At 45.5% G+C, this 25,924-nt stretch carries 16 protein-coding genes and 2 pseudogenes; 14 read left to right on the plus strand and 4 right to left on the minus strand.

What is annotated here, in order from left to right:
• The first annotated feature begins 701 nt into the window (after positions 1 to 701).
• From F6K64_RS20060 to F6K64_RS20075, 4 genes and pseudogenes are all read left to right on the plus strand, one after another.
• Complete coding sequence (locus tag F6K64_RS20060) at positions 702 to 1,679, plus strand: family 2A encapsulin nanocompartment shell protein (protein WP_287266158.1); 978 nt, start codon at positions 702 to 704, stop codon at positions 1,677 to 1,679.
• On the plus strand, positions 1,672 to 4,389 hold the full coding sequence (locus F6K64_RS39000) for a SufS family cysteine desulfurase (protein WP_502708054.1): 2,718 nt from the start codon (positions 1,672 to 1,674) through the stop codon (positions 4,387 to 4,389). Before F6K64_RS20060 ends, F6K64_RS39000 begins: the two co-directional genes overlap by 8 nt.
• Before the next feature lie 208 nt (positions 4,390 to 4,597).
• Positions 4,598 to 5,575 (plus strand): annotated as a pseudogene (locus F6K64_RS20070) (family 2B encapsulin nanocompartment shell protein); the annotation flags it as partial.
• A 39-nt stretch (positions 5,576 to 5,614) separates the two neighbouring features.
• Positions 5,615 to 6,286: a LamG domain-containing protein gene (locus F6K64_RS20075; protein WP_287266214.1), complete on the plus strand. Its 672-nt coding sequence runs from the start codon at positions 5,615 to 5,617 to the stop codon at positions 6,284 to 6,286.
• Between the two features lie 185 nt (positions 6,287 to 6,471).
• On the opposite strand, the gene selD is transcribed toward F6K64_RS20075, so the two are convergent.
• Entirely contained in the window at positions 6,472 to 8,883 is a 2,412-nt protein-coding gene (selD, locus tag F6K64_RS20080) for a selenide, water dikinase SelD (protein WP_287266159.1), read from the minus strand.
• 688 nt (positions 8,884 to 9,571) lie between these two features.
• On the opposite strand from selD, the gene F6K64_RS20085 reads away from it, so the two are divergent.
• The 3 genes from F6K64_RS20085 to F6K64_RS20095 all read left to right on the plus strand — a co-directional run bounded on the left by F6K64_RS20085 (position 9,572) and on the right by F6K64_RS20095 (position 13,593).
• Positions 9,572 to 10,492, plus strand: coding sequence for a putative selenate ABC transporter substrate-binding protein (locus F6K64_RS20085; protein WP_287266160.1), 921 nt, complete (start codon positions 9,572 to 9,574; stop codon positions 10,490 to 10,492).
• A 280-nt stretch (positions 10,493 to 10,772) separates the two neighbouring features.
• Complete coding sequence (locus F6K64_RS20090; protein WP_287266163.1) at positions 10,773 to 11,540, plus strand: phosphonate ABC transporter ATP-binding protein; 768 nt, start codon at positions 10,773 to 10,775, stop codon at positions 11,538 to 11,540.
• Between the two features lie 418 nt (positions 11,541 to 11,958).
• The gene (locus F6K64_RS20095) at positions 11,959 to 13,593 is read left to right on the plus strand and encodes a PhnE/PtxC family ABC transporter permease (protein ID WP_287266164.1); all 1,635 of its coding nucleotides are present in this window, start codon (positions 11,959 to 11,961) and stop codon (positions 13,591 to 13,593) included.
• Positions 13,594 to 13,738: 145 nt separating this feature from the next.
• Here F6K64_RS20095 and F6K64_RS20100 read toward each other — a convergent pair whose 3' ends face one another.
• Positions 13,739 to 14,857 carry a trans-sulfuration enzyme family protein gene (locus F6K64_RS20100; RefSeq protein ID WP_287266166.1) on the minus strand — a complete coding sequence of 373 codons (1,119 nt, stop codon included), beginning with the start codon at positions 14,855 to 14,857 and terminating at the stop codon, positions 13,739 to 13,741.
• Between the two features lie 487 nt (positions 14,858 to 15,344).
• On the opposite strand from F6K64_RS20100, the gene dxr reads away from it, so the two are divergent.
• From dxr to F6K64_RS20130, 6 genes and pseudogenes are all read left to right on the plus strand, one after another.
• A complete protein-coding gene (gene dxr, locus F6K64_RS20105) occupies positions 15,345 to 16,556 on the plus strand; it encodes a 1-deoxy-D-xylulose-5-phosphate reductoisomerase (RefSeq protein WP_044492437.1) in 1,212 nt (403 codons plus the stop codon).
• A gap of 217 nt (positions 16,557 to 16,773) precedes the next feature.
• A pseudogene (locus tag F6K64_RS20110) lies at positions 16,774 to 17,645 on the plus strand (RNA-guided endonuclease InsQ/TnpB family protein); the annotation flags it as partial.
• Between the two features lie 371 nt (positions 17,646 to 18,016).
• Positions 18,017 to 18,274, plus strand: a complete 258-nt coding sequence (locus F6K64_RS20115) for a zinc ribbon domain-containing protein (RefSeq protein ID WP_008180765.1) — start codon at positions 18,017 to 18,019, stop codon at positions 18,272 to 18,274.
• A 278-nt stretch (positions 18,275 to 18,552) separates the two neighbouring features.
• Positions 18,553 to 20,139, plus strand: coding sequence for a glucose-6-phosphate isomerase (locus F6K64_RS20120; protein ID WP_287266168.1), 1,587 nt, complete (start codon positions 18,553 to 18,555; stop codon positions 20,137 to 20,139).
• 253 nt (positions 20,140 to 20,392) lie between these two features.
• Positions 20,393 to 22,057, plus strand: a complete 1,665-nt coding sequence (locus tag F6K64_RS20125; protein WP_008180762.1) for an alpha-keto acid decarboxylase family protein — start codon at positions 20,393 to 20,395, stop codon at positions 22,055 to 22,057.
• 232 nt (positions 22,058 to 22,289) lie between these two features.
• On the plus strand, positions 22,290 to 22,931 hold the full coding sequence (locus F6K64_RS20130) for a response regulator transcription factor (protein ID WP_071103214.1): 642 nt from the start codon (positions 22,290 to 22,292) through the stop codon (positions 22,929 to 22,931).
• A 68-nt stretch (positions 22,932 to 22,999) separates the two neighbouring features.
• On the opposite strand, the gene F6K64_RS20135 is transcribed toward F6K64_RS20130, so the two are convergent.
• The gene (locus F6K64_RS20135; protein ID WP_044492396.1) at positions 23,000 to 23,488 is read right to left on the minus strand and encodes a low molecular weight protein-tyrosine-phosphatase; all 489 of its coding nucleotides are present in this window, start codon (positions 23,486 to 23,488) and stop codon (positions 23,000 to 23,002) included.
• A 171-nt stretch (positions 23,489 to 23,659) separates the two neighbouring features.
• Here F6K64_RS20135 and F6K64_RS20140 point away from each other — a divergent pair, with 171 nt between their 5' ends.
• Positions 23,660 to 25,051: an SGNH/GDSL hydrolase family protein gene (locus F6K64_RS20140; protein WP_287266170.1), complete on the plus strand. Its 1,392-nt coding sequence runs from the start codon at positions 23,660 to 23,662 to the stop codon at positions 25,049 to 25,051.
• A 112-nt stretch (positions 25,052 to 25,163) separates the two neighbouring features.
• Here F6K64_RS20140 and F6K64_RS20145 read toward each other — a convergent pair whose 3' ends face one another.
• Positions 25,164 to 25,517: a YbaB/EbfC family nucleoid-associated protein gene (locus F6K64_RS20145; RefSeq protein ID WP_008180753.1), complete on the minus strand. Its 354-nt coding sequence runs from the start codon at positions 25,515 to 25,517 to the stop codon at positions 25,164 to 25,166.
• Positions 25,518 to 25,924 lie beyond the last annotated feature (407 nt).

Here is a 25,924-nt window from a genome sequence, read left to right on the forward strand (position 1 = left end):
GTGGGATAAATTTTGCACAAAGTCTTTCACACAAAACCGGCACGATGCCTTATATTATATTGACTGACAAGCAAGGTCTAAAATGCTGCTTGTTGGTGAAATGCTTCACGTATTTGGATGCATCAGTTACCTCAAATCTTTGTCGTTGATCGTAACTTTGCTCTAAATCTCTATCCTTCTGATTACTTTTAAAATATAGCTTAGGCACAAAGATGGTGCCAGTTTCGAATAGATAAACAAAGAGCGCATTTTCCGCAATGAAATAGCCCTGGTTAGATATACTTATGCCTTGGTTAAATTAACTAGGTTTTTATTTTTGTCTGATCAGGTGCAAGAGCTGAGTATACTTAGATATTGCACCAAGTTAAAAATTTACCTGTCAAACTAGGGAACAGGGAACGGGGAACAGGGAAAAGTGATAAGATTTGACTATTTAAGTACTGAAATTGATTGTTATCACTGCCGTTATTAAGTTTTTTGTAGTTGTGCAATATTTCATTATATAGTGTTTTTGTAATTCAATAAACACTATATGTGGAAAATCCCTTGTCAACAAGCACAATAAGCCATGGTTAATTAAGAAATATTACCGATTACCTAACAAGATATTAAGATTTGTTTACTCTAAATTCCTGTCCGCGTCAGGAGAATAGTATATTAATCGAGGTGAATTAAATTAATGTACTGCTTGGATTTAAGAGATGGTTTATACATCAGACCAACCGCAACAAAGCTTAAGTACTCAAACAGCGCGTAATTTAGCGACGACGACTAAAACAGCGCCCCAAATGCGGGGGAAGACCCCACGTTTACTCCTCAAGCTTCTACCTTGGGTTGAGGTTTCAGGTGGTACTTACCGGGTGAACCGCCGAGATGTCAGAGTTACAGAAGAGATGGCCACGAACGACCATGGGGAAAAGAACATTGAAATACTAAGTGGTCACGAAGGCGAACCCAGCCTCACCCAAACCTTTGTTGACTACGACGATGAACCTCGGGAGTATCCCATAAGTATTGCCCAGACAATCTTGAAGGTTCATACCCGAGTCGGTGATCTCTACAGCAATGCCACGGATCAGGTGCGAGAGCAGTTGCGCCTCACCGTTGAAGGATTGATGGAACGTAAGGAAAACGACATTATTAACCATGATGGTGATGGTGATCCCGACAAAGCCTATGGCTTACTCCATGCCGCAGATCCATCTATGCGCATCTCCACTCGTACTGGGCCACCCACACCGGATGACTTTGATGAACTATTGGCAAAGGTCTGGAAACAGCCAGCATTTTTCTTAGCTCACCCCCAAGCGATCGCTGCCTTTGGTCGAGAATGTACGCTCCGGGGTGTTCCTCCTGCAAGCGTTCAACTATTTGGTTCACCCTATATCACCTGGCGAGGGGTTCCGGTAGTTCCCAGTAATAAGTTGAAGGTAAACGAGGGCAAAACCAATATTCTGCTGATGCGAGTTGGCGAAGCCGCCCAAGGGGTGGTGGGTCTACAAAAAACTGGCGTGCCTGGAGAACAAGTGCCGGGCGTGTCTGTGCGCTTAATGGGGATCAGTGACCAGGCGATTGCCACTTACCTGCTTACCATCTATTTTTCCGTAGCCTGCCTCGTGCCCGACGCCCTGGGCGTTCTGGAGAACGTAGATATTACGACCTACCATAATTATGACTGAACAACAAGGTTTAAATCTTTCCCCATCGCCTCAGAACAGTCAACCCCTTGAAAGTTCTTTTGGAGGGGATCTATCCGATCCCCAAATGTTAGATCAAATATTGAATCAGCTCTTTGCCCAGCTACCCGAACCGCTAACTTCACCAGAGGCAATGGCTGGCATGATGCCAAAGATGTTGACTGGACAGGGTTTAAGTCAACCGGTAGCGGCTGCTCAATCCCAATCCAGCAGCCAGAGTCCCAAGCAACCGGAGGCTCAACCCCAGCAGACCACTAGTGGGCAAAGTCCAGAGCAATTGCTGTCTGATGCCCAACAGCAGCTGTCCAGCCTACAGGGTCTAGGCCAAATAATAGACCCAATCATGTCTGAGGCTCAACAACTTATGTCTGGTCTGGAGAGCCTAGACCTATTGGGAGCTGAAGCTCAACAGCAGCTGTCCAGCGGTTCAACCCCAGACCAGATGGCTGGAACTAGTCAGCCATCTCCTGATCTCCAGGGAAAAACACCCACATCTGCCCCATTAACGCCAGTGCCTCAGGGGGATACCTCTGGCTCTGCCTTAATGCCTAAGATCTCCTCAGCACAAACCCCCAACTTGTCTCCGACTCAAACCAGTGAGGCAGCAACCAAAAGCACAACTGCACCCAGCACCGCTGCTACCGAAGCCAATCGGCAAGGGCGTCAAGTACCCAGTAAATCTCCAAGCAGTGGCAATGGCATCACAGGGATGGGGGATCTCAGCCTCAGCGAGTTCCTACCCAACTCAGCCGAATTACAGCGTCTGTTTGAGCAACGCATGGGAGCCGTTCTGCCAACCGAACCTGCTCTTCCAGCTTCCCCTCAATCTGGCTCAGACCAGATGGGAGCAGCAGGATCTACCAGTACAGCATTGCAGAACCCTGAACAGGTAGGATCGGAGGTTGAACCAAAAGCTAAAACGGTGCTAAACCCTGAACAAGCTGGTGCAGTGGGCCAACAATCCTCTCCTGATATCCAGGGGAAAACACCGGCTTCTTCCCAACCTGCATCTTTATTTGAGGAAAGTTCCTCCGATTATTACTTTTTGCAGAATCTGTCTCCAACCATAACCTCTGCTGCCTCTACGCTACCTGCTGGTGACCCATCCGGTACCAACACCGTGGCCCCGGAACAACTCGGAGGGGCAATAGAAACCCAGAGCCGTGAGCTACAAGGTCAAGGGGAAGGGGAAATCCGAAACCTCAAACAACTTGGGGGACAGAGCACCAGCGAGGCTCTACCCCAGGTTGAGATGCTACCCGGTGCCGAGTTCCTGAGCATTTTAGAGGAAGGGGCTGGTCACATTCCTCTGAGTGAAGCAGATCTGCATCAGTCTCTAACCGAACCTCCAGCAGCGGTGCCCCTACCCCCTGGAAGCACACCTAAGTTTTACTTTTTGCCAGACTCAAAACCGGCGGAGTCAAGCTCATCCAAGCCTTCCACTGATCAGCAAACCTCGCAACTGCCCCAGGATAGCTTTGATGTGGAAGCGGTACGGCGAGACTTCCCAATTCTGCACCAGCAGGTTCATGGCAAGCCACTGATCTGGATGGATAATGCGGCCACCAGTCAAAAACCCCAGAGCGTGATCGATACTCTATCCCAGTTCTACGAGCAGGATAATTCCAATGTGCACCGAGGGGCTCATACCCTAGCGGCGCGCTCTACCAATGCCTACGAAGACGCTCGGGAGAAAATTCAACGGTTTCTGGGCGCAAGTTTAGCCAAGGAAATTGTCTTTGTACGGGGTACGACCGAAGGCATTAATCTGGTGGCGCAAACCTATGGTCGCAAGCATGTTAAAGCTGGGGATGAGATTGTGCTCACCACTTTAGAGCACCACTCTAACATTGTGCCCTGGCAGATGCTAGCCCAAGAGAAAGGGGCCCTGTTAAAGGTTGCTCCTATTAGTGATCAAGGGGAAATCCTACTGGAGGAATATCAAAAACTGCTCAGCGATCGCACCCGTATCGTTGCCCTGAGTCATGTTTCCAATGTGTTGGGAACGGTGCTGCCCATCAAAACCATGGCAGCTATGGCTCATCGCCATGGTGCTACGGTGGTGGTCGATGGAGCTCAATCGGTTCCCCATTTCCGAACCAATGTTCAAGATCTGGGGGCTGACTTTTATGTTTTCTCCGGTCACAAGCTCTTTGGCCCCACTGGCATTGGTGCCCTCTATGGCAAGGCAGCTTTACTCAAAGAGATGCCCCCCTGGCAAGGTGGTGGCAACATGATTGAGTCTGTTTCCTTTGAAAAAACCACCTTTAACGACATTCCGGCTAAATTTGAAGCAGGTACCGGCAACCTGGCGGCAGCCGTAGGTTTAGGGGCAGCCATTGACTATCTCAATCAAATTGCTTTTGAAGCGGCGGCTAAACATGAAGAAGCATTGATGGCCTATGCTACAGCGGCAATGGCTACTATTGCAGGATTGCGCCAGATTGGCACAGCAGCGGGTAAGGTCAGTACGTTGTCCTTTACTCTGAAGAATATTTCTTCAGAGGATATGGGGAAATTCTTGGATAGTGAAGGCATTGCCGTACGTGCTGGACATCATTGCGCCCAACCCACCCTGAAACGGTTTGGGTTGACTAGCACTGTGCGCCCCTCCTTAGCGTTTTACAACACCTTTGGAGAAGTAGATAAGCTGATTGCAGCAATTAAAAAGGCCAAACACCAGCTATCCTAAAACTCAATCTAAATATCATAATCAGGGTAAACGCATCTTGTCAATAAACTGGGAGTATTTTTCAATAAACCAGGCTTTATTGCGCTTGTTGACAAGGAATTTTATACATAAAATAGTGTTTATTTAATTTTAAAAACACTATATATAGGAATCGTGCCAATTAGATGCGTTTACCCTTAGACCCTAATCGTTTAAGAGAACCCATCCCATGGTTTACACATCGGAGCAGCCACAACAGAGTTTAAGTGTTCGTGCAGCCAAGAAACTAGCCTGCACCATGAAATCCCCACCGCAAATGCGGGCCATTTCACCACGCTGGTTGCTCCAGCTATTGCCTTGGGTTGAAGTGTCAGGGGGGACTTACCGTGTCAACCGACGGGATGTCAGGATTTTAGAGAACGTTGCCGCAAACGAGGACGGAGAAAAGAACATTGACATCTTAAGTTGTCACGAAGGGGAACCCACCCTCACCCAAACCTTTGTTGACTACGACGATGATCCGCCGGAATATCCCTTAAGGGTGGCTCAAACGATTGTGCGGGTGCATACCCGGGTCAGTGACCTCTACAGCAATGCCAGAGATCAGTTGCAAGAGCAGTTGCGCTTGACTATTGAAGCGCTAAGGGAGCGCAAGGAATGGGAAATTGTCAATAACGATGGCAATGGTGATCCAGACCGAGCCTTTGGGTTACTCCACAGGGCGGATCCTTCCATGCGACTCTCAACACGCACAGGTCCCCCCACCCCGGATGATTTCGATGAACTCCTGGCTAAGGTGTGGAAACAACCTGCTTTTTTCCTGGCCCACCCCAAGGCGATCGCTGCCTTTGGTCGGGAATGCACTCGTCGTGGGGTTCCCCCAGCCACGGTGAACCTGTTTGGATCGCCCTTTATCACCTGGCGTGGAGTTCCCATTATTGCCAGTAACAAACTTGCCGTAGACGCCAAAGGCAAATCCAATATTCTGCTGATGCGCGTGGGTGAAGCGCAGCAAGGGGTGGTAGGGCTGCGTAAAACGGGTTTGATTGGCGAACATGAAGAGATTCCAGGTGTGTCCGTGCGGTTGATGGGCATTGACCAGAAGGCGATCGCCTCCTACCTCGTCACCCTTTACTTTTCCGCCGCAGTGCTGGTTCCCGATGCTTTGGGAGTACTACAAAATGTAGATATTGGTCGCTATTATGATGAAGATGCAAATAGTAGGAAAAGACCCTCGGCATCTTCTGTGTCTTCCAAACAGGCCGTTCTCACGTTTGATGGTGAGGATGATTATATCGATTTGGGAAATCAGCCTGAATTTAAAATTGCCAAAGAGATCACCCTAGAAGCTTGGGTTTATTGTGAAGCCCAAGTTAGAGAGGCTGGTATTATTTCCAATGTTTTTGATACAGGTTCTGCTAAGAGTGGATACGGTCTCTTACTCAATGGGAAAAGCGGGATATTTTTTGCTTTGAAAACCTCATCTCAAAAAATTCTGTATTTGAATAGTAAAAGCAATAGCCTTACATTAAATCAATGGCATCATATTGCTGGAACTTACGATGGTAAAGAAATGAAGGTCTATGTGGATGGAGTAGAAAAAGCAACTCGAGCTATAGAATCTTCTGGTATTGATTACGAGCCCGAAAATGATTTAGCAATTGGCAGATATAACGATAACAATGAAACCCATCTTTTTAAGGGTAAGATTGCTGAAGTCAGGCTTTGGGGAGTGACTCGTACTCAGGCAGAAATCCAACAGGATATATCCCGCCGTTTGATCGGCAATGAACCAGGACTAGAGGGATATTGGCCTTTGGACGAAGGTAGTGGCAATACCGTTTCTGATCGTACAAGTCATGGTAACAATGGCACAATTAATGGTGCAACTTGGGGGACTTCTGATTTGCAGCTTTGACCAAAATCTGCAAAAGTCAAATCAGCAACTCCAAGGTCTAATATTGTTTTTCCCTCAGATGCTTCTAAGACCGTTTGGTAAAATAAAATAGGGACAATATAATTGTTCTAAGGGTTGTCCTGTAGACAACCCTATTTATTTTTTTCACAATCAGTATTTACCTGCAATATGCTGTAGTTTTCTCTTTAGCCAATATTCAGGGTAATTGGCATAGTTTCCGGAGCAGGAATAACCCTACCAATCAAGCAGCTTTGCTTGTGGCCAAATGTTGTTAACTTCTTGATACATTCATCAACGTTTTCAGCTGGAATAGCAGCCAGGAGTCCACCAGAGGTTTGAGGGTCAAATAACAACTGGTATTTGGCTAAATCACTAGCCTGGGTAGCATTATTGATGTAGATGGCTAGTCGTAAATTTTGAGGGTGTAGGGAACTGGTAATTCCTGCTTGCACGGTTTCTATGGCTCCTGGCAAAATCGGTATGGTATCTAAGTCTAATTCAACGCCCACTTGGGAGGCTTTTACCATCTCGAACAGGTGTCCGAACAGCCCAAATCCAGTAATGTCAGTGCAGGCTGTTGCACCGGATTTAAGCAGGACTTGGGCAGCGGTTTGATTGGAGAGCAACATGGATTCAAGGGCTTGCTCAATCCAGCGACCTTTAGCTTGGTAGCGCATATCAGCTGCAAACAGTGTTCCTGTACCAATAGCTTTGGTTAGAATCAACACTTGCCCCGGTTTCATCCCGCTTTTGCGCAAAAGTTGGTCGGGATGAACTAGTCCGTTGCAGGACAGACCAAAGGCTAATTCCGCGCCTTCAGTGGTATGACCACCAATTAAGGGACTCTGACAGTCTTGGAGGATTTTATTGGCTCCCGACATCAATTGATAGAGGGTTTCCTCGATCTTTTCGTCTGTCCCGTAGGGAATGGTGACGATGGCTAAGGCACTTTGAGGGGTTGCTCCCATGGCAAAAATGTCACTCAAACAGTGATTGCTGGCAATTTGACCGAAGATATAGGGGTCATCGATCAAGCTACGAAAATAATCGACTGTCTGTACCAGCAGTTGACCGGCTGGCACTTGCAAAACAGCTGCGTCATCTGGGTCCCCCAATCCAATCATAATATCGGCTCCTCCCATGATCGGCAGCCGTTTGATCACCTTTTCTAGGGTTGTACTACCGACCTTTGAACCACAGCCTGCACAGTGCATTTTGGGTTTGCTAATCGGTGATGGCAACAGGGAACTGGAGAGATTGTCTTCTTGTCTTTGGAGCTGTTGATCTCCCCTACTGCTTGGTTCTTCGGCTTCCATTGACGGTAAATCGTCAAACTTATCCATGAATTTGCGGTCAATTTGGTCTTTCCATAGCCACAGCAGCGGTGAGCGCCACTCCAAAAATGACCAAGAAGCGATCGCTTGTTTGTCCCCGGTGCCAATTAAACTTAAATATCGAGCCTGGGGATGGTAAGGGAGCAGTTTTTGCCCTAAGACAATCCGTCGCAGGTTTTCAAATAATGGCTTTCCCTGACGAACAGCAAATACCCCAGCTTTGGGCCGCTGGTAGTTTTGCATGGTGGCAATATCTCCAGTAGCAAAGACATGGGGATGGGAAATCGACTGTAAGGTATCGGCAACGAGAATGAACCCTCGCTCATCGGTGGCAAGTCCTGAGGCTTTAATCCAACTGGGAGCCGAGGCTTGAGTCACCCAAAAGACATGGTGGCATTCGATTTTTAAGCCAGAGTCGCAGATAACCCATTTTTGTAAATTTGTAGTGGGAGCATCTTGCTCGTTTTCCGTATTTCCAGGGAGCAAGATGCTCTCACTACTATTGTTTGTGTAACTTTGGCATGCTCCGAGTGGATGGTCATCGCCATTAGCGGCTATTTCACTGACCCTTTCCCCTAAATGAAGCCCAATGCCTCGCTGCAAGAGAATTTTTTCTAAGTGACGGCTGACCGACCTATTGTGATAAGGTAACAGTTGATTACCCCGATGGAATAAATGAATTTGTAACTTCTCCGTCGGTTGACCAGCATCGGTTAAAATTCGATGCAATTTTGCTTGCATGTTGAGGGCGAGTTCTACTCCACCAGCTCCACCCCCAACAATACCCAAGGTGAGAGGGCCCATGGGATTTTGTTCCACCTGGGCAGCGATTTGCTCCCAGGCTGCCAAAAACAGGGGAACCGGTTTAGCATGAATCGCATACTTAGCCGCACCAGGTGTTCCAACCGTTGCTGGCGTACTGCCAATATCAATGGATAAATAATCAAAGGCAACAGGGGGATGATTGGCACAAATTACTTTCTTTTCAGTTAACTCCAGAGCAATCGCTTGGTCTAAATATAACTGGGCTTTGGAAAACACCGCCAGACGACGCAAGTCGATGTGAGCTTCATCGTAGCTGTAAAAACCGGCAACATGACCTGGTAGCATTCCCGAATAGGGAGTGTGGGCATTGTCGGTAATCAGGGTTAGACGGACACCAGGCAGAGGTTTCATGGCAAACTTTTTGAGAGCGATCGCATGGCTGTGACCGCCGCCAACTAAGACTAAATCTGTGGTGATCGGTTGAGGAGCTGGCTGCATGAGACCCGTTGAAAAAATTGAAAAAGCTGTCTTCAGTTTATCTAATTTTGGTTCAATAAAACCCACATGCCAGACTTTACAGTGTAATACGTAATAATCACGCTTTATCTGTGGCTTATAAAACACCGATAGCGCCAAATTCAATAGGGTCCATCTCATATTTGAAAAGGTGCGCTTTCCGCATCTAATTATTAAATTCGCGTCGCACCTAAATGTTGCGTAGGGTGCGTTAGGGGGCTTGCCCTCATTTTCCGCCTCGTAGACAGCGTTGGGACAGCCCGCCCCGGATGCTGTTGGCGAAACATTTTTTAACACGCTGAAAGCCTTGATATTCCGTTTAATGGTCGAAAAATATTTTATAGTTTTGTAACGTAATCAACGGCAGAATAAGTGTTTTGGATGTTAACTTATATTTCGCCAGCAGCATCCGCCCCGTAACGCACCACCGGGCCAAACAGCAAAAGCGATGCAGCGCGGTCTTGGGGGTTTCCCCCACTCGCGCTTTGCATCAAGACAATGAGATGCACCCAATTCAATATTTATAGGTAAAAAAAATCGCCAAGCTACACAGGATTAGCGTATTACTTTAATACTACAACTTAATCGGCGGAATCTGGGATAAAAAAAATCAAAGTTTAACCTTATCCAAAGTATAATTTTCACAGTTTGATGATCAAGAAAAAAAACAATGAACAAAAAAATCTTACTAGGTTTTCTTTTACTCCTATTACTACCGGTTACTGCCTGTTCCCCTAGCTCCAATTCTACATCCTCGTCTGGAAATGGAGCTCAGGTGCAATCTTTTACCACTGGAGCAATCCCCGACCAAGATCCTGAAAAGTTACAGCGACTCTACGGCAAGCTTGCAGCTTACCTAGAAGCAGAGTTAAAGGTTCCGGTAGAATACAAGCCTGTGATTGACTATGCAGCAGCGGTAACAGCTTTTCGGGTGGGGGACTTGGATCTGGTCTGGTTTGGTGGACTGACTGGGGTTCAAGCACGGTTACAGGTAGAAGAGGCTGAAGCGATCGCTCAACGCGATATTGATGCTGAATTTCACACCGTTTTTATCGCCAATAAAAGCAGTGGGATCAAACCCATTAAGGACATTAAAGATTTAAAAGTTTTGAAAGGTCATACCTTAACCTTTGGGAGTGAGTCATCTACCTCTGGACGCTTGATGCCCCAGTATTTTCTCGAACAAGCAGGGGTAACCTTAGACGATTTTCAAGGTGAAGTTGGGTTTTCCAAATCCCACGATGCCACAATTCAATTGGTTGAGGCAGGGAGCTACAAGGTAGGAGCCTTAAACGAACAGGTCTGGAAGAGTCGCGTTGCAGCTGGAAATGTGGACTTAAAAAAAGTAGAGTTGATTTGGCGAACTCCAGCTTACTATGATTATCACTGGGTGATTAATCCTAAAGTCAAAGAACGCTACGGGGATGATTTTGTCGAGCGGGTTCAAGCCGCCTTGTTAAAGCTAGATCCTAATGTTCCCGAGCAAAAAGAAATTCTTGACTTATTTGGAGCTACTAAATTTATTTCTACAAAAAATGACAACTATGCCCAAATTGAGGCAATTGGACGGAAAATTGGCAAGATTAAGTAAATAAGCTGATGTGGATTTAAATTGGCTATTCCCCGTTCCTTTATCCGCTGTTCCCTGTTCTCTTTGAGCAATTTAGGTGGCGTTGCTGAATCTTCGAATGAATAGGAGTAGGGTGGGCATCCTGCCAGCCAGAAAAGATCCGGTGCGCTTACAGTCGTCGAATTAAATTCGCCACCGGTCGCACCGCCAGGAACAGGCAAGATGCCCATTCCACAAAACTATTCAAATCATTCCATTATTAAGCAACGCCAAATGCTGAAGAGCTTATCACTAATCACCAATGACTAAAATTCCTATCTTTGAACTCAAACAGGTATCCCAGCAATTTGGCCAGTTTCGGGCATTGACTAACCTTAACCTCAAGATTTATCCTGGGGAACGAGTTGCCCTAGTCGGGGCGAGTGGTGCAGGTAAAAGTACCTTGATCCGCTTGCTCAATGGCATCTTACTCCCCAGTAAAGGAGAAGTCTGGGTCTTAGGTCGTAATCTAGCTAGAATCTCCCCGCGCCAATTGCGTCAGGTACAGCGTCGCCTTGGCACCGTTTACCAACAGTTCAATCTAGTCAATAACCTCCGGGTGATTCATAACGTTAATGCGGGTCATTTAGGACGCTGGTCATTGATGAAAGCCCTTGTTTCTTTATTGTTTCCCCAAGAGGTAGACACTGCTCTCAAGGCTTTAGCTCAGGTAGGAATTCCCGAAAAGCTTTATGCACCCACCGAGGAACTGTCTGGAGGACAGCAACAACGGGTTGCCTTAGCTAGAGTGCTGGTGCAAAATCCTGACGTGATTCTTGCTGATGAACCGATTTCTAACCTGGACAGGCAAATGAGTCGGGAAATTATGGATTTGCTCAAGGAGATAAGTGAAACCGGGGGAAAGACATTAGTAACTAGTCTCCATTCTCTCGAATTCGCCTGCAGTCATTGCGATCGCTTGGTGGGATTGCAACGGGGACAGATTGTCTTTGATGTTCCTCCAGGGGTTTTGTCTCAGAGCATGATCGACAAATTATATGCTACAGAGACTGATCTGATGAATGTATAGTTTGGAATTTTTAGGAACCGTTCCGTCTCCAATTATATAGCAGTCGAAGTAAAGTTTAAGACACATTAGACATCTCTAAATAATCTTTAATCGAGTCACAGCAATCAAACTAAGCGGGTCAACAATTGATTTAAAATTGAACCTTAGGAACGATGGTAGCGGTACGAAAGTAGTGATTTTAACTCCCGAAATATTGACTACACCCTAGCCAAATCATTACATCTTTACTAGTACCATTTTTCCCGCAAATCTATGGCTAATTCCGTCCATAAAACTCTATTTTTATGGTGTTATGGTATTCTGTAAATCTCTATTTGTGTTCCATGTTCCCTGTTTTATGTTCCCTGTTTTTTTTATCCACTGTTCCCTTGAAAACAAAATACTATTCAACTAATATACTTCCGTTGCAATAACTTAGATGACTCAAAGTTTATCTCGTCCACCATTACTGAATCGCAGCCTGCTGTGGGCAATTTGTTTTGTCATTTTTATCGGGATGGCGGTTGTTAAAGCTGGTATCTTTGAGCAAGATCTTGTTAATCTGGGAGGATTTTCCCAACTCTTGCGATTCTTGCGGGCGAGTTGGCACCCCGAAGTGAGTCCTGAGTTTCTGCACCTGACCCTGAAGGCTACCCTCACGACCCTAGCTTATGCCGCCTGCGGCACTTTCCTGAGTATCTTGCTCGGCGTGGTGGCAGGAGTGATCACCTCCCAGGTTTGGTGGTTGACAGTCTTGCCTCACTGGACTCTGCGACAACCCATCTGGCTGGGAATTCGGGGACTGCTGGCCTTCCCCAGAGCGATTCATGAGATGATCTGGGGGGTTTTTTTTGTCAGTATCTGGGGTTTAGATCCTCTGGCGGCCATTATGGCCATCGCCATTCCCTATGGGGCAATTGTCGCGAAGGTCTTCTCAGAAATTCTGGATGAAACGCCCCGAGGTGCTTTGATGGCATTACTCAGTAGTGGCGTGTCCCCCTTGATAGCCTTTCTTTACAGTATCATTCCGCAAGCCTTTTCAAATCTCCTGTCCTACACCCTCTATCGCTTTGAGTGTTCCATTCGTTCAGCTACTGTACTGGGGCTGGTTGGGGCTGGTGGGTTGGGCTATGAGATCTTGCTGAGTTTACAGTCTCTGCGTTACGAACAACTATGGACATTTTTCTATGCCCTAGTTTTATTAAGCGCTGTGATTGACATCAGTAGTGTCATCTTGCGCCGCCGAATTAATTTAACAGTAGTTTTAATTTTAGTGGCCTTGTGCTGTTTGGGGTTTTTGTATGTCAGTCCTGATGTGAGCAAGTTTTGGTCTCCCCGAACTCAAAAACTCTTGGGTGAGATTGCCCAAGCATCATTTCCCCTCGATTTTAAGGCTGTGCCCTTGTCGCAGCTGTGGAAGTTATCACTACAAACTCTAGTTATGTCTGTCCTGGCGAGTGCTGGTTCTGGTCTTGGAGGGATTGTTCTGTCTTTTCCGGCAGCCCATAATTTTTTGCTACCAGGGGGATTGCTCAATCCCAGTCCAAAAGCTTCCCGATTAGCTGCCTTACAAGGCTGGTCTATCCTAGTATTCACCAGGATCATACTACTGTTTGGCAGAGCTATTCCTGCCCCAATTTGGGCATTAGTGGTGATGTTTGTCATGTTTCCGGGAGTTTTACCTGGTGCGATCGCCCTAGGATTGCATAATCTCGGCATCCTTGGCAGGTTGATGGCAGAAATAAATGAAAATTTGGAAAAGCCTCCCTTAGAAGCCTTAAAAGCACAAGGAACTCCAGGAGCACTCTTGTTTCTCTATGGGATATTCCCGATGAATTTACCTCGTTTTCTGGCTTATATTTTCTATCGCTGGGAGGTGTGTATGCGGGAGACGGTCATTGTAGGATTAGTTGGGGCTGGAGGATTAGGGGTGTTGTTGACCGAACAACTGAGCAGCTTTGATTATCGCAGTGTGGGGATGACGCTGCTTTGTTTTGTCTTTTTGACTTTTTTCGTTGATTGGGTGAGTGCTGCCGCTAGAGAATCGATAACTCCTCATAAATCTCTAAAGTAGTAATGCGATTACGCTTCTGCCTTACTGGCGTTGCACAATAACGGGATGATGTACCTATTTACTGAAGTTTGAACTGTAGACTATAAGCCACTTTCAGTTATGTGCAAAAAATGGTATCATCCCACAAATGTGCAACGCCCCCTCACTAACCTAAAGCTTGGGCAAGATCTTCTAGCAAATCATCAGTATGTTCAAGACCCACAGACATCCGTAACAGATTGTCTGGGGTTCGGGTACCAGGAAATTCCATGGAAGCACGATGTTCGACTAAACTCTCAACACCACCCAAGCTAGTGGCTCGTGTAAATACCTTCACCTTGCCAGTAAAGGCAAAGGCATCTTCGATGTTTCCTTTCACCTGGAAAGAAATCATACCCCCAAACAGGTTCATCTGAGCAGCAGCAATTCCATGTCCTGGATGGTTTGGCAATCCCGGATAATGAACAGCTTCTACTTTGGAGTGTTCCTCTAAAAACTGTGCCACCTTCAAGGCATTTTCTGCATGAGCTCTCATGCGGTAGGGTAAGGTCTGAATGCTCCGCAGGAGTAACCAACAGTCGAAAGGGGCGGCTACTGAACCGCCAGCCATCTGAATTGTTTTAATTTTGTGAAAAAATTCATCCTCAACCTTAGTAATCACGGCACCTCCTAAGACATCACTGTGTCCACCGAGATACTTGGTTGTGGAGTGGATAACCAAATCTGCACCCAACTCCAAAGGACGTTGGCTAATCGGTGTTGCCCAAGTGTTATCGCAAACACAACAAACATTATGCTGATTGGCAATGTGGGCAATCTTGCTGATATCGGTAATCCTTAACATCGGATTGGAAGGCGTTTCTATCCAAATCAGCTTGGTGTTGGGTTGAACTGCCTCCATCACTGTGGTAGGATTAGCCATATCTACAAAAGTAACCTCCAAATTCCAAGGGCCGAAAATTTCTCGCAAGAGAAACCCAGTTCCTGTGTAACTATCTAGAGGTGCAACTACATGATCTCCAGGAGACAAAGCCTGGAAGATACTCAAGGTAGCTGCTGAACCAGAAGAAAAAGCGGCGGCGGCGGCTCCCCCCTCCAATGTAGATAGGCATTTTTCCAGACTGTCCCGATTCGGGTTATTGTCTCGACTGTAGTTATAACCCTGAGGGTAGCTGCCGTCTGGCTGACGTTCAAATGTAGTAGATAGATAAATTGGGGACACTACTGCCCCTGTGGCTGAGTCAATATTATGGCCAGCATGCACTGCCAGTGTCTCAATTTTCATGCAACCTTTTGCTCAAATCACTGATAATACCTTTTCATAGGGAAGACGCCACATCATATATATCTATATATATAGAATATAGCGTTCCTCATACTTATGAGGTAAAGTCAATTTTCTTCCGCCCTTATTAAGGGTGGCAAGGGGGGATTCGTACTCCGTACTCCCTACTCCGTACTCCCTACTCCCTAGTCCCTATTCCCTAAAACCCAGGACTTTGTACCTCACCCAATTGAAAACTACTATATATAAATGTTGGCCATATCATTCCGCATTAATCCGGTCTACGTTGTGTGATTGACTACATAAGACTTGCTGATCACTCACAATAGGGGTAAAACTTAATCAAAACCGATATTCACTAAGGTTTGTTGCCAAATTGCCAATACGATCAGAAAAATTTACCAATCGTTTTAATTAGGTTGAGTTACTTATAGGCTTCCCATTGCCCCGGTATGATAGGGGAGTTGTTGGTAATTATAAAAAAATTGTGAAAAAAATTACACTCTTAGGTTCCACTGGCTCAATAGGTACCCAAACTCTCGATATTGTTAATCAATACCCCGAGCAATTCCAGTTAGTGGGATTGGCAGCTGGGCGCAATGTGGAAATGTTAGCCGCTCAAATTCGGCAATTTCGACCGATGATTGCCGCAATTCGTGATCAAGAGAGATTGCCAGAACTCAAAGCAGCAATTGCTGACCTTGACCCCCAACCTATTCTTTTAGGGGGCGAAGCTGGAGTGGTAGAAGTGGCACGCTATGGTGATGCGGAAGCTGTAGTTACTGGCATTGTCGGCTGTGCGGGTTTGTTGCCTACTATTGCTGCTATTGAAGCGGGTAAAGACATTGCTTTAGCGAATAAAGAAACTCTAATTGCAGGTGGTCCAGTAGTACTACCCTTAGTTGAAAAGCATGGTATTAAGCTGCTACCAGCTGACTCAGAACATTCGGCCATTTTTCAGTGTCTTCAGGGAGTGCCAGCAGGGGGATTGCGGCGGATTATCCTAACTGCATCTGGGGGGGCTTTCCGAGATTGGTCCGTAGACAAGTTAGCTTCAGTGAAGGTGGCTGATGCCCTGAAGCATCCCAACTGGTCAATGGGACGTAAAATTACTGTAGACTCTGCCACCCTGATGAATAAGGGATTGGAAGTGATTGAGGCTCACTTCCTGTTTGGCATGGATTATGACCACATCGACATTGTGATCCATCCCCAGAGTATTATTCACTCCCTGATTGAACTGCAAGATACCTCAGTATTAGCTCAGTTAGGTTGGCCAGATATGCGCTTACCTTTACTCTATGCCCTCTCATGGCCGCAACGGATCTATACCGATTGGGAACCACTAGATTTGGTGAAAGCTGGTAATTTGACTTTTAGGGAACCGGATCATCAGAAATATCCCTGTATGGGCATCGCTGATGCGGCTGGTCGGGCTGGGGGGTCGATGCCAGCGGTATTGAATGCAGCTAATGAACAGGCAGTTGCCCTATTCCTAGAGGAGAAAATTGGTTATTTGGATATTCCTCGTTGTATTGAATCTGTATGCGATCGCCACCAAGCTGATAACTGTTCCAATCCTTCCTTAGACGATATATTGGCAGCAGATCAATGGGCAAGACAGGAAACTATAGCTGCTAGTAAGTTGCTCAGGGATTCGATCACTTTGCCACAGCCTGTCGCTTCAACAAGCCCTTGAGTGGGTCTAATCCCTGCTTAAAAATCCAAAAAAGTTTTGGGAACAGTCGCGCATAGCCCCGACGTTAAGGGCTAGTTCAGTCGGGGTAGTTTAGGCTATCAATATGGAGCAATTCACCTCACGTTATACCCATCGGGTTAGCGTGAGGTGAATTGCGGTCAGAAGCTTAGTTCTACTCAAGTGGCATTCCTGGATAGAATTATGTTATAATTTAAATATGCTGACACTAACCTACGAGTACAAACTGATTCCTTCCCAAAAACAAATCGCCGTCATTGAAGATATATTGGCGGTTTGCCGAAAAGTGTGGAATTACGCTTTAAGGGAACGAAAAGATTGGTACAAAAGTCGAAAGTGTGCAGTTAATTATTGTTCATTACAGCATGAATATATAATTCCAGTAGATCAGCCATATCCTAAATACAAAATACAAGCTGCTAATTTAACTAAAGCCAAAAAAGCCAATCCTGAACTCAAAAGAATAAATGCTCAGGTCTTACAACAAGTTTTAAAGACTTTAGATCGAGCATTTAAAAACATGAAAGAACAAGGATATGGTTTTCCTAGATTTAAAAATCCAGATCGGATGCGATCGTTTGTATTTCCTCAATTTAAAACAAATCCAATTAAAAATGAGTGGATTAAGCTACCTCAAATTGGAATAGTTAAAATGAGATTATCACGGCCAATTCCAGATGGATTCAAGATAAAGCAAGTTAGGATAGTTAAACGAGCTAGTGGTTATTTGGCAATGCTGTCTTTACAAAGTGAAGTCAGTGTTCCTGATCTACCAGGATGGGGTCACCCGCTGGGGATTGATATTGGACTAAATAAGTTTTTAGCAACTTCTGATAATGAGTTAATAGAGCGCCCTAGATTTTTAAGCGAGCTGCACGGTAAGCTTAAATTGACGAGCGACCCCGCGCCGTCGCACGGCGCTAGGGAACGCGCGAGTTGCTACAACGCAGATTGAAGCTAAAGAAAAAAGGGTCGGCAAATAGACATAAACTTAATCATAAAATTGCAAGACTTCATCAAAAAATCTCAGATACTCGAAAAGATTTTCAATTCAAGTTAGCACATCATCTGTGGTGAGCATTCAGCTATCAGCTATCAGCTATCAGCTATCAGCTATCAGCTCAAAGCTTTGAGCTTTTAAATAAAACAAGTAAGCATTCGTTTAATCTTTGTTACGTCAGCTGTTCGCTTAGGGTGGGCCTTTAGCCCACAGCTGACGGCTGACGGCTGACGGCTGAATGCTTACCATCTGTGTGACCAAGCTGGGAACGAAGTTACCGTAAGAATAGGGTCGCCAAAATGGTTAGCAGGCTATGCATAGAAGAGTTAAAACTTGTTGATTAAGGCTCCACTATTCTAAGGTTTCGTCTCCGGAATGATATTTGTTGAGAACTTAGACTTGAGAACTTGGGCAAAAGGAATGTTAAGTAAACATACCCGTATTGGCTGGTTTTGGTCAGTTATTTAATATCTTAGCTTGGGTTTGTTGGAAACGAGGGGTATATTTTGGCAAAGTTGACTACAGATTTACCAGTCAAATTTGTCCAAATTGTGGTAAACATACAGGGAAAAAGGATTTGTCTGAACGTATACACAAATGTCCTGAATGCCATTACGAAATTAACAGAGATGTTTCAGCTGCTCAAGTAATTTGTCAACGTGGTATCACTGCGGTCGGGCAGATCTTGAAGTTACCGTAAGGATAGGGTCGCCTTATCACAAAAGACTTGAACCTTTTACGCATAACCTACCAACTATAAAGGCGACCCTATCTATCGGTTTCGTCTCGTGGGAAAAAATGACTGTGTAGGCGGGCTGTCGGGGGTTGACAACAACCTAGATAAGTGCTTTGGAAGCAGTAAACCCAAATTGTGAAGTTTGGGAATCCCCCGTTATAATCTCTGATTTAACGGGGGAGGATGTCAAGTGCTTGCCTTAAACTTGTGAGTGGACAATAACAGAAGTTGGAGAGCTACTTATGGACGCCGCTGCACTCTGGCAACGCTATCAGGATTGGCTTTATTACCACGAAGGGTTAGAGCTTTACCTTGATATCAGCCGTATGGGGTTTGATGATGCCTTTGTGGAGGCGATGCTGCCTAAGTTGGAAAAGGCATTTAAGGATATGGATGCCCTAGTCAACGGTGCGATCGCAAACCCTGATGAAAACCGCATGGTCGGTCACTACTGGCTAAGAGACCCGGACTTAGCCCCAACTCCAGAACTCCAACAAGACATTGTCAACACTCTCGACAAAATTGAAACCTTTACCCAAAATGTCCACACGGGTGCCATCCATCCCCCTAGGGCACCAAAATTTACTGATGTTCTTTCCATTGGTATTGGGGGTTCTGCCCTTGGTCCTGAGTTTGTCGCTGAAGCCCTCGGGCTAGACTCTCCTCCTTTAGCCATTCACTTTATTGACAATACTGACCCAGCTGGCATTGATGCTGTGCTAGCCCAACTCCAAGACCGATTGTCTAGCACTCTGGTATTAGTCATCTCCAAATCTGGGGGAACACCAGAAACTCGTAACGGCATGGTGGAAGTTAAAACAGCCTACGAGTCTCAGAATCTAGACTTTGCTGCCCAGGCTGTTGCCATTACAGGTGTTGGCAGCAAACTAGATCAATTGGCAAAATCCGAAGGTTGGCTGGCCACCTTTCCCATGTACGATTGGGTAGGAGGACGTACCTCTGAAATGTCAGCCGTAGGACTACTTCCAGCTTCACTACAAGGGATTGATATCCGTCAGATGCTGGCTGGTGCTAAAGAGATTGATAGCGCTACCGGTAGCCCCCAGCTCAAAAGCAATCCAGCCGCCTTACTTGCCCTATGCTGGTACTTTGCTGGCAATGGCAAGGGGGAGAAAGATATGGTCATGTTGCCTTACAAAGACAGTCTATTGCTATTCTCCCGCTACTTACAGCAGCTGGTAATGGAATCTCTAGGTAAGGAAAAAGACCTAGATGGCAATACGGTTTATCAGGGCATTGCGGTTTATGGTAACAAAGGCTCAACGGATCAACATGCCTACGTACAACAACTTCGGGAAGGTGTTCCCAATTTCTTTGTCACGTTCATTGAAGTCTTAGAAGACCGACAAGGGAAGTCTCCAGAAGTAGAAGCCGGTGTAACTGCGGGAGACTATCTATCAGGTTTATTACAAGGTACTCGGCAAGCGTTGTATGAAAATCAACGGGATTCCATTACCGTAAGCATTCGTCAGGTCAATGCTAGAACGGTGGGTGCATTAATTGCCCTGTATGAACGTGCTGTTGGTCTTTATGCATCCTTGGTGAATATCAATGCTTATCACCAACCTGGGGTAGAAGCGGGTAAAAAAGCCGCCGCTGCCATTCTGGATTTACAGAAACAGGTGATGGAGGTACTACACCAGGAAAGTGCTGCCATATCTATTTCGGAGTTAGCTGAGAAAGCGGGAGCCCCTGACCAAATTGAAGGGATTTACAAATTGCTGCGTCATCTGGCTTATAACCAGCGGGGTATTGTCTTAGAAGGGAATCTGGGGCAACCAAGTAGTCTGAAAGTTTCTGCTGTATAAGCTAATAGACATTTGACCTTTTTTGTTGACAGTTGACTGTTAATCCTTGACAGCCAACTGTCAAATTTAAGGCTAGTTAACAAAAAAGACCTTGGGCTTCCCTTGTCAACCCAAGAAACTTGCTAGAATAAAAAGCATAAAAGGTTAGATTATATCTAAAATGTAACGTTTTTTACAAAAAATTAACGTTTTTTCAAATTTTGGTTAAAATGCTGGGCATAAAGGTAGCTTCATTAAAGAGGTCAGAGGTGCAATGGCTCAGTCTGATGTAGTAACTGTCGGTCAATACCTTACTCAACGCCTGCAAGCCGCTGGTGTCAAGCATATTTTTGGCGTAGTAGGAGATTACGTCCTGGGTCTGATGGATGTCTTGCTAGAGAGTTCTGTAGAGTTAATCTACACCTGTAACGAACTCAATGCCGGATATGCAGCTGATGCCTATGCCCGCCTTAATGGTGTTGGTGGGTTGTGCGTTACCTATAATGTCGGTGGACTCAGTCTAGTGAATGCTGTGGCTGGTGCCTACGCTGAGCTAGTCCCCTTGATCGTGATTAGTGGAGCGCCTAACAGTTCCCAGCGGCAGCAAAAGTTACTCCTACATCACACTGCCGGTAATTACAATCTACAGCTGGAAATTTTTGAAAAAATTACAGTGGCAGCCGTGAGGCTTACCAGCCCTAGTCAAGCGGCAAGGCAAATCGACCAGACCATTGCTGCTTGTTTGCGCCACCGGAGACCTGTATACATTGAAATTCCCTCAGACTTAGTCAATCAACCTTGTCCTGTTACTGGGGAGCGTGACCTGCCAGAAGCCCCAATTATAGATATCAACGCTTTATCAGAGGCAGTTGAAGAGGCGGTAAGTTTGCTAGAGCAATCCCAGCATCCCGTTATTATAGCTGGGGTTGAACTCCACCGCTACGGTATAGCAGACCAACTTACCAACCTGCTGGAGCAGACGGGATATCCCTTCGCTACCACTCTGTTAGGCAAGTCAATTCTCTCGGAAGGCCACCGACAATTCATTGGTAGTTATGCAGGAGCGTTCAGTCAGGAGTATGTACGCCAACGAGTTGAAACAGCCGACTGTATTTTATGCCTGGGTGCCTTCATGTCAGACATTAATCTGGGTGGTTTCACTGCCCAACTGCCGGAAGACCGATTAATTAACGCTAATTCTGACAAAGTTAAAATCAAACACCACTTCTATTCTCCAGTGTATCTACCGGATTTCATGGCTGGTCTAACTGCCAAACTTCAGAAGAAAAAGTCTGATGTCTTGGATATCAAGCCAGCTATAGAGTCTTTGTCTAAACGCTTTGAGTCACAACCTGAGCAAAAGCTAACCAACGCCAGGTTCTATGAGCGGATGACTCACTTTATTGATGATGAGTCAATCGTGATTGCTGAAACTGGTGATGCTTTAATTGCTACCGTTGATTTGGTACTCCAAGGAGACAGCGACTACATTGGACAGGCCCTTTACACATCTATAGGCTTCTCAGTTCCTGCCTGTCTAGGAGTCGGTTTGGCTGTTCCTAACCGTAGACCGGTTGTGTTTGTCGGTGATGGTGCCTTCCAGATGACCTGTCAGGAACTTTCTACGATTATTAGGCATCAACTTAACCCGATTATCTTCTTAATTAATAATGACGGGTACACTATTGAGCGAGCTATACATGAAGGCTCGTACAACAATATTCAACCTTGGAAATATCATCAGTTACCCCAGGTTTTTGGAAATAGCTGGAGTTGCCAAGTGCGTACTGAAGGTGAGCTAGAACAAGCCTTAGAACAAGCAAAAGTTAACCACAATAGTATCTCCTTTATCGAAGTTCATTTAGATCGCCTCGATTGCTCTGATGGTGTCAAGCGCTTGGGGAAAGCGTTAAGTGCTATGCAAGGATTATCAGAGTAGTAGCTGCTCTAGGCAAGAGGGGGGGCTGACTGACTAATTAATCACTTAGTGCTTCTTTGTGAACCCTAAGCTATGTTGTTGTCTAGGTATCTATATTTATTTTACCAGGCAACTCCTATCTCCAGACAGTTCTGGCGGAGCTGGCGTCGAAGTATTTTTGGTCACCAATTGAGCACCAGATGACCTAGCTTAGGAGTAGGTTTGTTCTAAATGTCAGTACTATAGTTATCCCATGCCATTGATTATTCTGGTTGCAGATGACGACCTGGGCACTCGTCTGTCTGTAAGCGATTATCTGGAAATGTCAGGTTATTCAGTTATTACTGCTGAAAATGGTCAGCAAGCGCTGTCTATGATTGAGACTTATCACCCTCACCTTCTGGTTACAGATATTAATATGCCCCGAATAGATGGCTATGAACTGGTGAGAAAAGTGCGTCAGAAGCCCCCATTGCGGTTGTTACCTGTGGTATTTTTAACCGAACTCAATAGCACCAATCAACGCATCAAGGGTTATCAGTCGGGGTGTGATGTCTACCTACCTAAGCCCTTTGAGATGCAAGAATTGGGTGCAGTCATTAACAGTTTACTAGAGCGATCGCAAGTGATTCATATGGAGTTACGATACTCATCACCAGAGATTAATCATCAATCAGGGAATAATACCCAAGCTCATGCTCTACACCTGACCGAGCGGGAACAGCAAGTATTGAATTTACTGGCTACTGGTTTATCCAATGTCGAAATCGGTAACCAACTATACCTGAGTCCGAGGACAATCGAGAAGTACGTTAGTAGTCTGTTCAGAAAAACTGATACCAGTAACCGAGCCGAACTATTACGATTCGCCTTAGAACAGCATTTAATCAAATGAATTAATCGAGTTAACCACCAATGGCACCAAAGGTGAGTTCACCATTGGCAATTAGTAGTTGGGAGTTTTTAGTTTTGCCTAGTCTTGGTGTAATTGTCAACAACGTGTTCCAGCAGACCTTCGCAAGCGTCTAGCAGTAAATCAATCACCTTATTAAAACCCTCTGGTCCACCGTAGTATGGATCGGGGACTGATCGCTCGGTGTGATGACTGGCAAAATCACACATTAGCCTTACTTTATCTTTATACTTCCCAGCTGGATCAAGAGAGATAATATCTTCGTAGTTTTGCTGATCCATAGCCAAAATCAGGTCAAATTCTTCCAAGTCAGACCGATTAAACTGCCGTGCTTTCCCCTGGAGTATAATCCCCCGACGTTTGGCAGCTGCTGTCATACGCCGATCCGGGGGAGAACCAATATGATAACTGGAAGTACCAGCGGAATCGCAGACAATTTGGTCAGAAAGATTTGCTTGTGCTATCAAGTGATTCATGATGTTCTCAGCTGAGGGAGAACGGCAGATATTACCAAGGCAGACAAAGAGTAAGGAGGGCATGAGTATATTAATTGGTCAACTACGAGCTGCGCCGTGTTAAGTTTAGCAACGAAATTGCTCTTAGGGATAGTTGAACCTATGTGGTGCGATGTCGCTTCATGCTTCAATGTCTAGCAACGCAGTGATTTAAACACACCAACTTATAAAGGGATACCTCCTAATTTAACGGTTATGCAAGGAAGAGATTTAATATTTAAGTCGCGCCGTAGCCTTTACCGCAAGCGCCGCCGACGGTTTAACCTACTGACGATGCTCGCAGGGATAGTTCTAAGTTTGATGATTGTGGAATTGTTGGCTCGTTTGTTACTGGCTGCGGTCGGCAAAATTAATGAGATAGCTACCTACAAGGGGGCACCCAGAGATTTAACTGTTTACCGTCCCAAGTTCGTTGACCAGACACAGCAGCTTTATGATGGATTACCAGACCTTGGTGATCTAGCTGTCCAACGGGATTTAGCTGTAGGTTACAGTTTATTGGGGAAGCAACAGAGTGATTTCTGGCGCATTAATGAGCAGGGTTTCCGGGACGACGACCCCGTTCCCTTGGTCAAACCCAAAAATGAAATTCGGATTTTTTTGTTAGGTGGCTCGACAGCCTTCGGTCAAGGGAATGCCAATAATCAAGTTACCATAGCCAACTACTTAGAAGCTCGTCTCAATGAACGGATAACACAGCAAAGGCGTTCCCCACAGAAATACCGACCGATGACCTTACCCCCTTCTGAACCGGAATTAAAGCAAGCACTTGCTCTGCCGCCAAAGATCCGAGATGGTAAGTATCGTGTAATCAATGCCGCCGTACCAGGGTATACATCTGGCAATGCACTAGCTCAGTTAGCTCTAAAGATTTTACCTTACAGTCCAGACGCAGTAATAGTGTTGGGTGGATACACAGACTTGATCACCCCCAGTGACCAAAATTTAACAGATATTCCTAACACAGAAGCCTTCTTGCAAAATGCGACTGGGCATTTTTGGACTCATCTCACCCAGCAGTTGAAGCATTTAGTTACAAAAACTTATCTTGCTAAAGCAATCACATATTGGGTCTTGCAGCCTCAGCCATCAGTGAGTCAGCGGTCTCTAGTGATGAGGGGGGACGTTATGCCACTGAAGAAGTATCTTCCTCAGAAATCCGATGAACTCGAACGTCGATTGACGCGCTATCGAAATAACCTCAGACATATGCTGCGTTTAACCGCAGGACAGGGAATTCCTTTACTAGTTGCTGTCCAACCAGAAATCACTGGTCGTGGCAACAACAAGATCAAACCAGCAGAGAAGGAAATTTTGCAGCAGTTAGGAAAAGTTTACCAAAAACAAGTGCAAGCCAATTATCCCAAATTGGTGGTAGCGGGTCAGCAACTGGAGAAAGGCTTTCCCAAAAATATCAAGGTTCTCAACTTGTACACAATTTATCAAAACTTTCCCGAACTCGCCTTTCATGATGCCATTCACTTGACAGAAGCAGCCAATATACACGTGGCTAAGAGCTTATATTATGGACTTACTTCACTGCCAAAGCTACAGGTAGCTTCGTTTTACTCAAATCTTGATCAATAGTCAGGTATTAATGGGATATTCGGCATGAGGTTTGGAACCATTTAAAATGATTAATTTCCTCATGCCTATAGTTTTTTCCTACGGAATCCCGAGTGGGGATTGACCGATGAAGTTATAAACCTGGTAAATTTAACCCACTGGTAAGTTCTTCCATGCGCTCCCGCATAGTGGCTGTGGAGGTCTCATAGGCATTTTTCATGGCTGCTAACACCAGTTCAGATAAAGCCTCAGCTCCTTGATTGATAGCATCCTCAGAAATCTCTACACGTAGGGGTTCCTGATTGCCACTGAGAAACACCTTCACCTTACCGTCTTCCCCTGATGTTCCCTCAATTTCCATTTGCTCCAACTGATCCTGGAGCTCTTTGGCACCCTTTTGAACTTCTTGAGCTTTTTTGAACGCTTCGGCTAGTTCTTTCATCTTGCCGAGACCGAGACCAAATCCTTTTCCTTTGTCTTGTGTCATAAAAAATCCCAGTTAAGTTTAGAAATCCCCTGTCTAATGACCGGGCAGGAAAAACAAACGTCAAGCGCGGTTTTAACCGCTGCCCAGGTTGGCACTAAGCCCAGTCTATGGGCAAGGGGTGCGCTGACATTAGAAATCCTGTGGTGATTAACCTTTATCTATTGTGTATCTATCGTGTATCTATTGTGATGCTATTTGACTGTCCACTAACCTTTCCTGGCCTTAAAAGCAATAGGAAATAGGGGAATAAATTCCCGGTCTCCTTATTCATACATGGGCTGAAGTCATATAGTTAACTTCCTCCCGTTCTTTTCTAGTTTAGCCAAGCACAACTATAAACTAAAAATTGATCATGTTGGTCATCAGCTTTGAACTGAGATTCCAACATGATCGGTTTTGGTATATCT

This window comes from Moorena sp. SIO3A2 (assembly GCF_010672265.1).
GTDB classification, from domain to species: Bacteria; Cyanobacteriota; Cyanobacteriia; order Cyanobacteriales; family Coleofasciculaceae; genus Moorena; species Moorena producens.

Coding starts and splice junctions, on each gene's coding strand:
- F6K64_RS20060 (WP_287266158.1), top strand. CDS start 702: ATGGTTTATACATCAGACCAACCGCAACAAAGCTTAAGTACTCAAACA.
- F6K64_RS39000 (WP_502708054.1), top strand. CDS start 1,672: ATGACTGAACAACAAGGTTTAAATCTTTCCCCATCGCCTCAGAACAGT.
- selD (WP_287266159.1), bottom strand. CDS start 8,883: ATGCAGCCAGCTCCTCAACCGATCACCACAGATTTAGTCTTAGTTGGC.
- F6K64_RS20085 (WP_287266160.1), top strand. CDS start 9,572: ATGAACAAAAAAATCTTACTAGGTTTTCTTTTACTCCTATTACTACCG.
- F6K64_RS20090 (WP_287266163.1), top strand. CDS start 10,773: ATGACTAAAATTCCTATCTTTGAACTCAAACAGGTATCCCAGCAATTT.
- F6K64_RS20095 (WP_287266164.1), top strand. CDS start 11,959: ATGACTCAAAGTTTATCTCGTCCACCATTACTGAATCGCAGCCTGCTG.
- F6K64_RS20100 (WP_287266166.1), bottom strand. CDS start 14,857: ATGAAAATTGAGACACTGGCAGTGCATGCTGGCCATAATATTGACTCA.
- F6K64_RS20120 (WP_287266168.1), top strand. CDS start 18,553: ATGGACGCCGCTGCACTCTGGCAACGCTATCAGGATTGGCTTTATTAC.
- F6K64_RS20125 (WP_008180762.1), top strand. CDS start 20,393: ATGGCTCAGTCTGATGTAGTAACTGTCGGTCAATACCTTACTCAACGC.
- F6K64_RS20130 (WP_071103214.1), top strand. CDS start 22,290: ATGCCATTGATTATTCTGGTTGCAGATGACGACCTGGGCACTCGTCTG.
- F6K64_RS20135 (WP_044492396.1), bottom strand. CDS start 23,488: ATGCCCTCCTTACTCTTTGTCTGCCTTGGTAATATCTGCCGTTCTCCC.
- F6K64_RS20140 (WP_287266170.1), top strand. CDS start 23,660: ATGCAAGGAAGAGATTTAATATTTAAGTCGCGCCGTAGCCTTTACCGC.
- F6K64_RS20145 (WP_008180753.1), bottom strand. CDS start 25,517: ATGACACAAGACAAAGGAAAAGGATTTGGTCTCGGTCTCGGCAAGATG.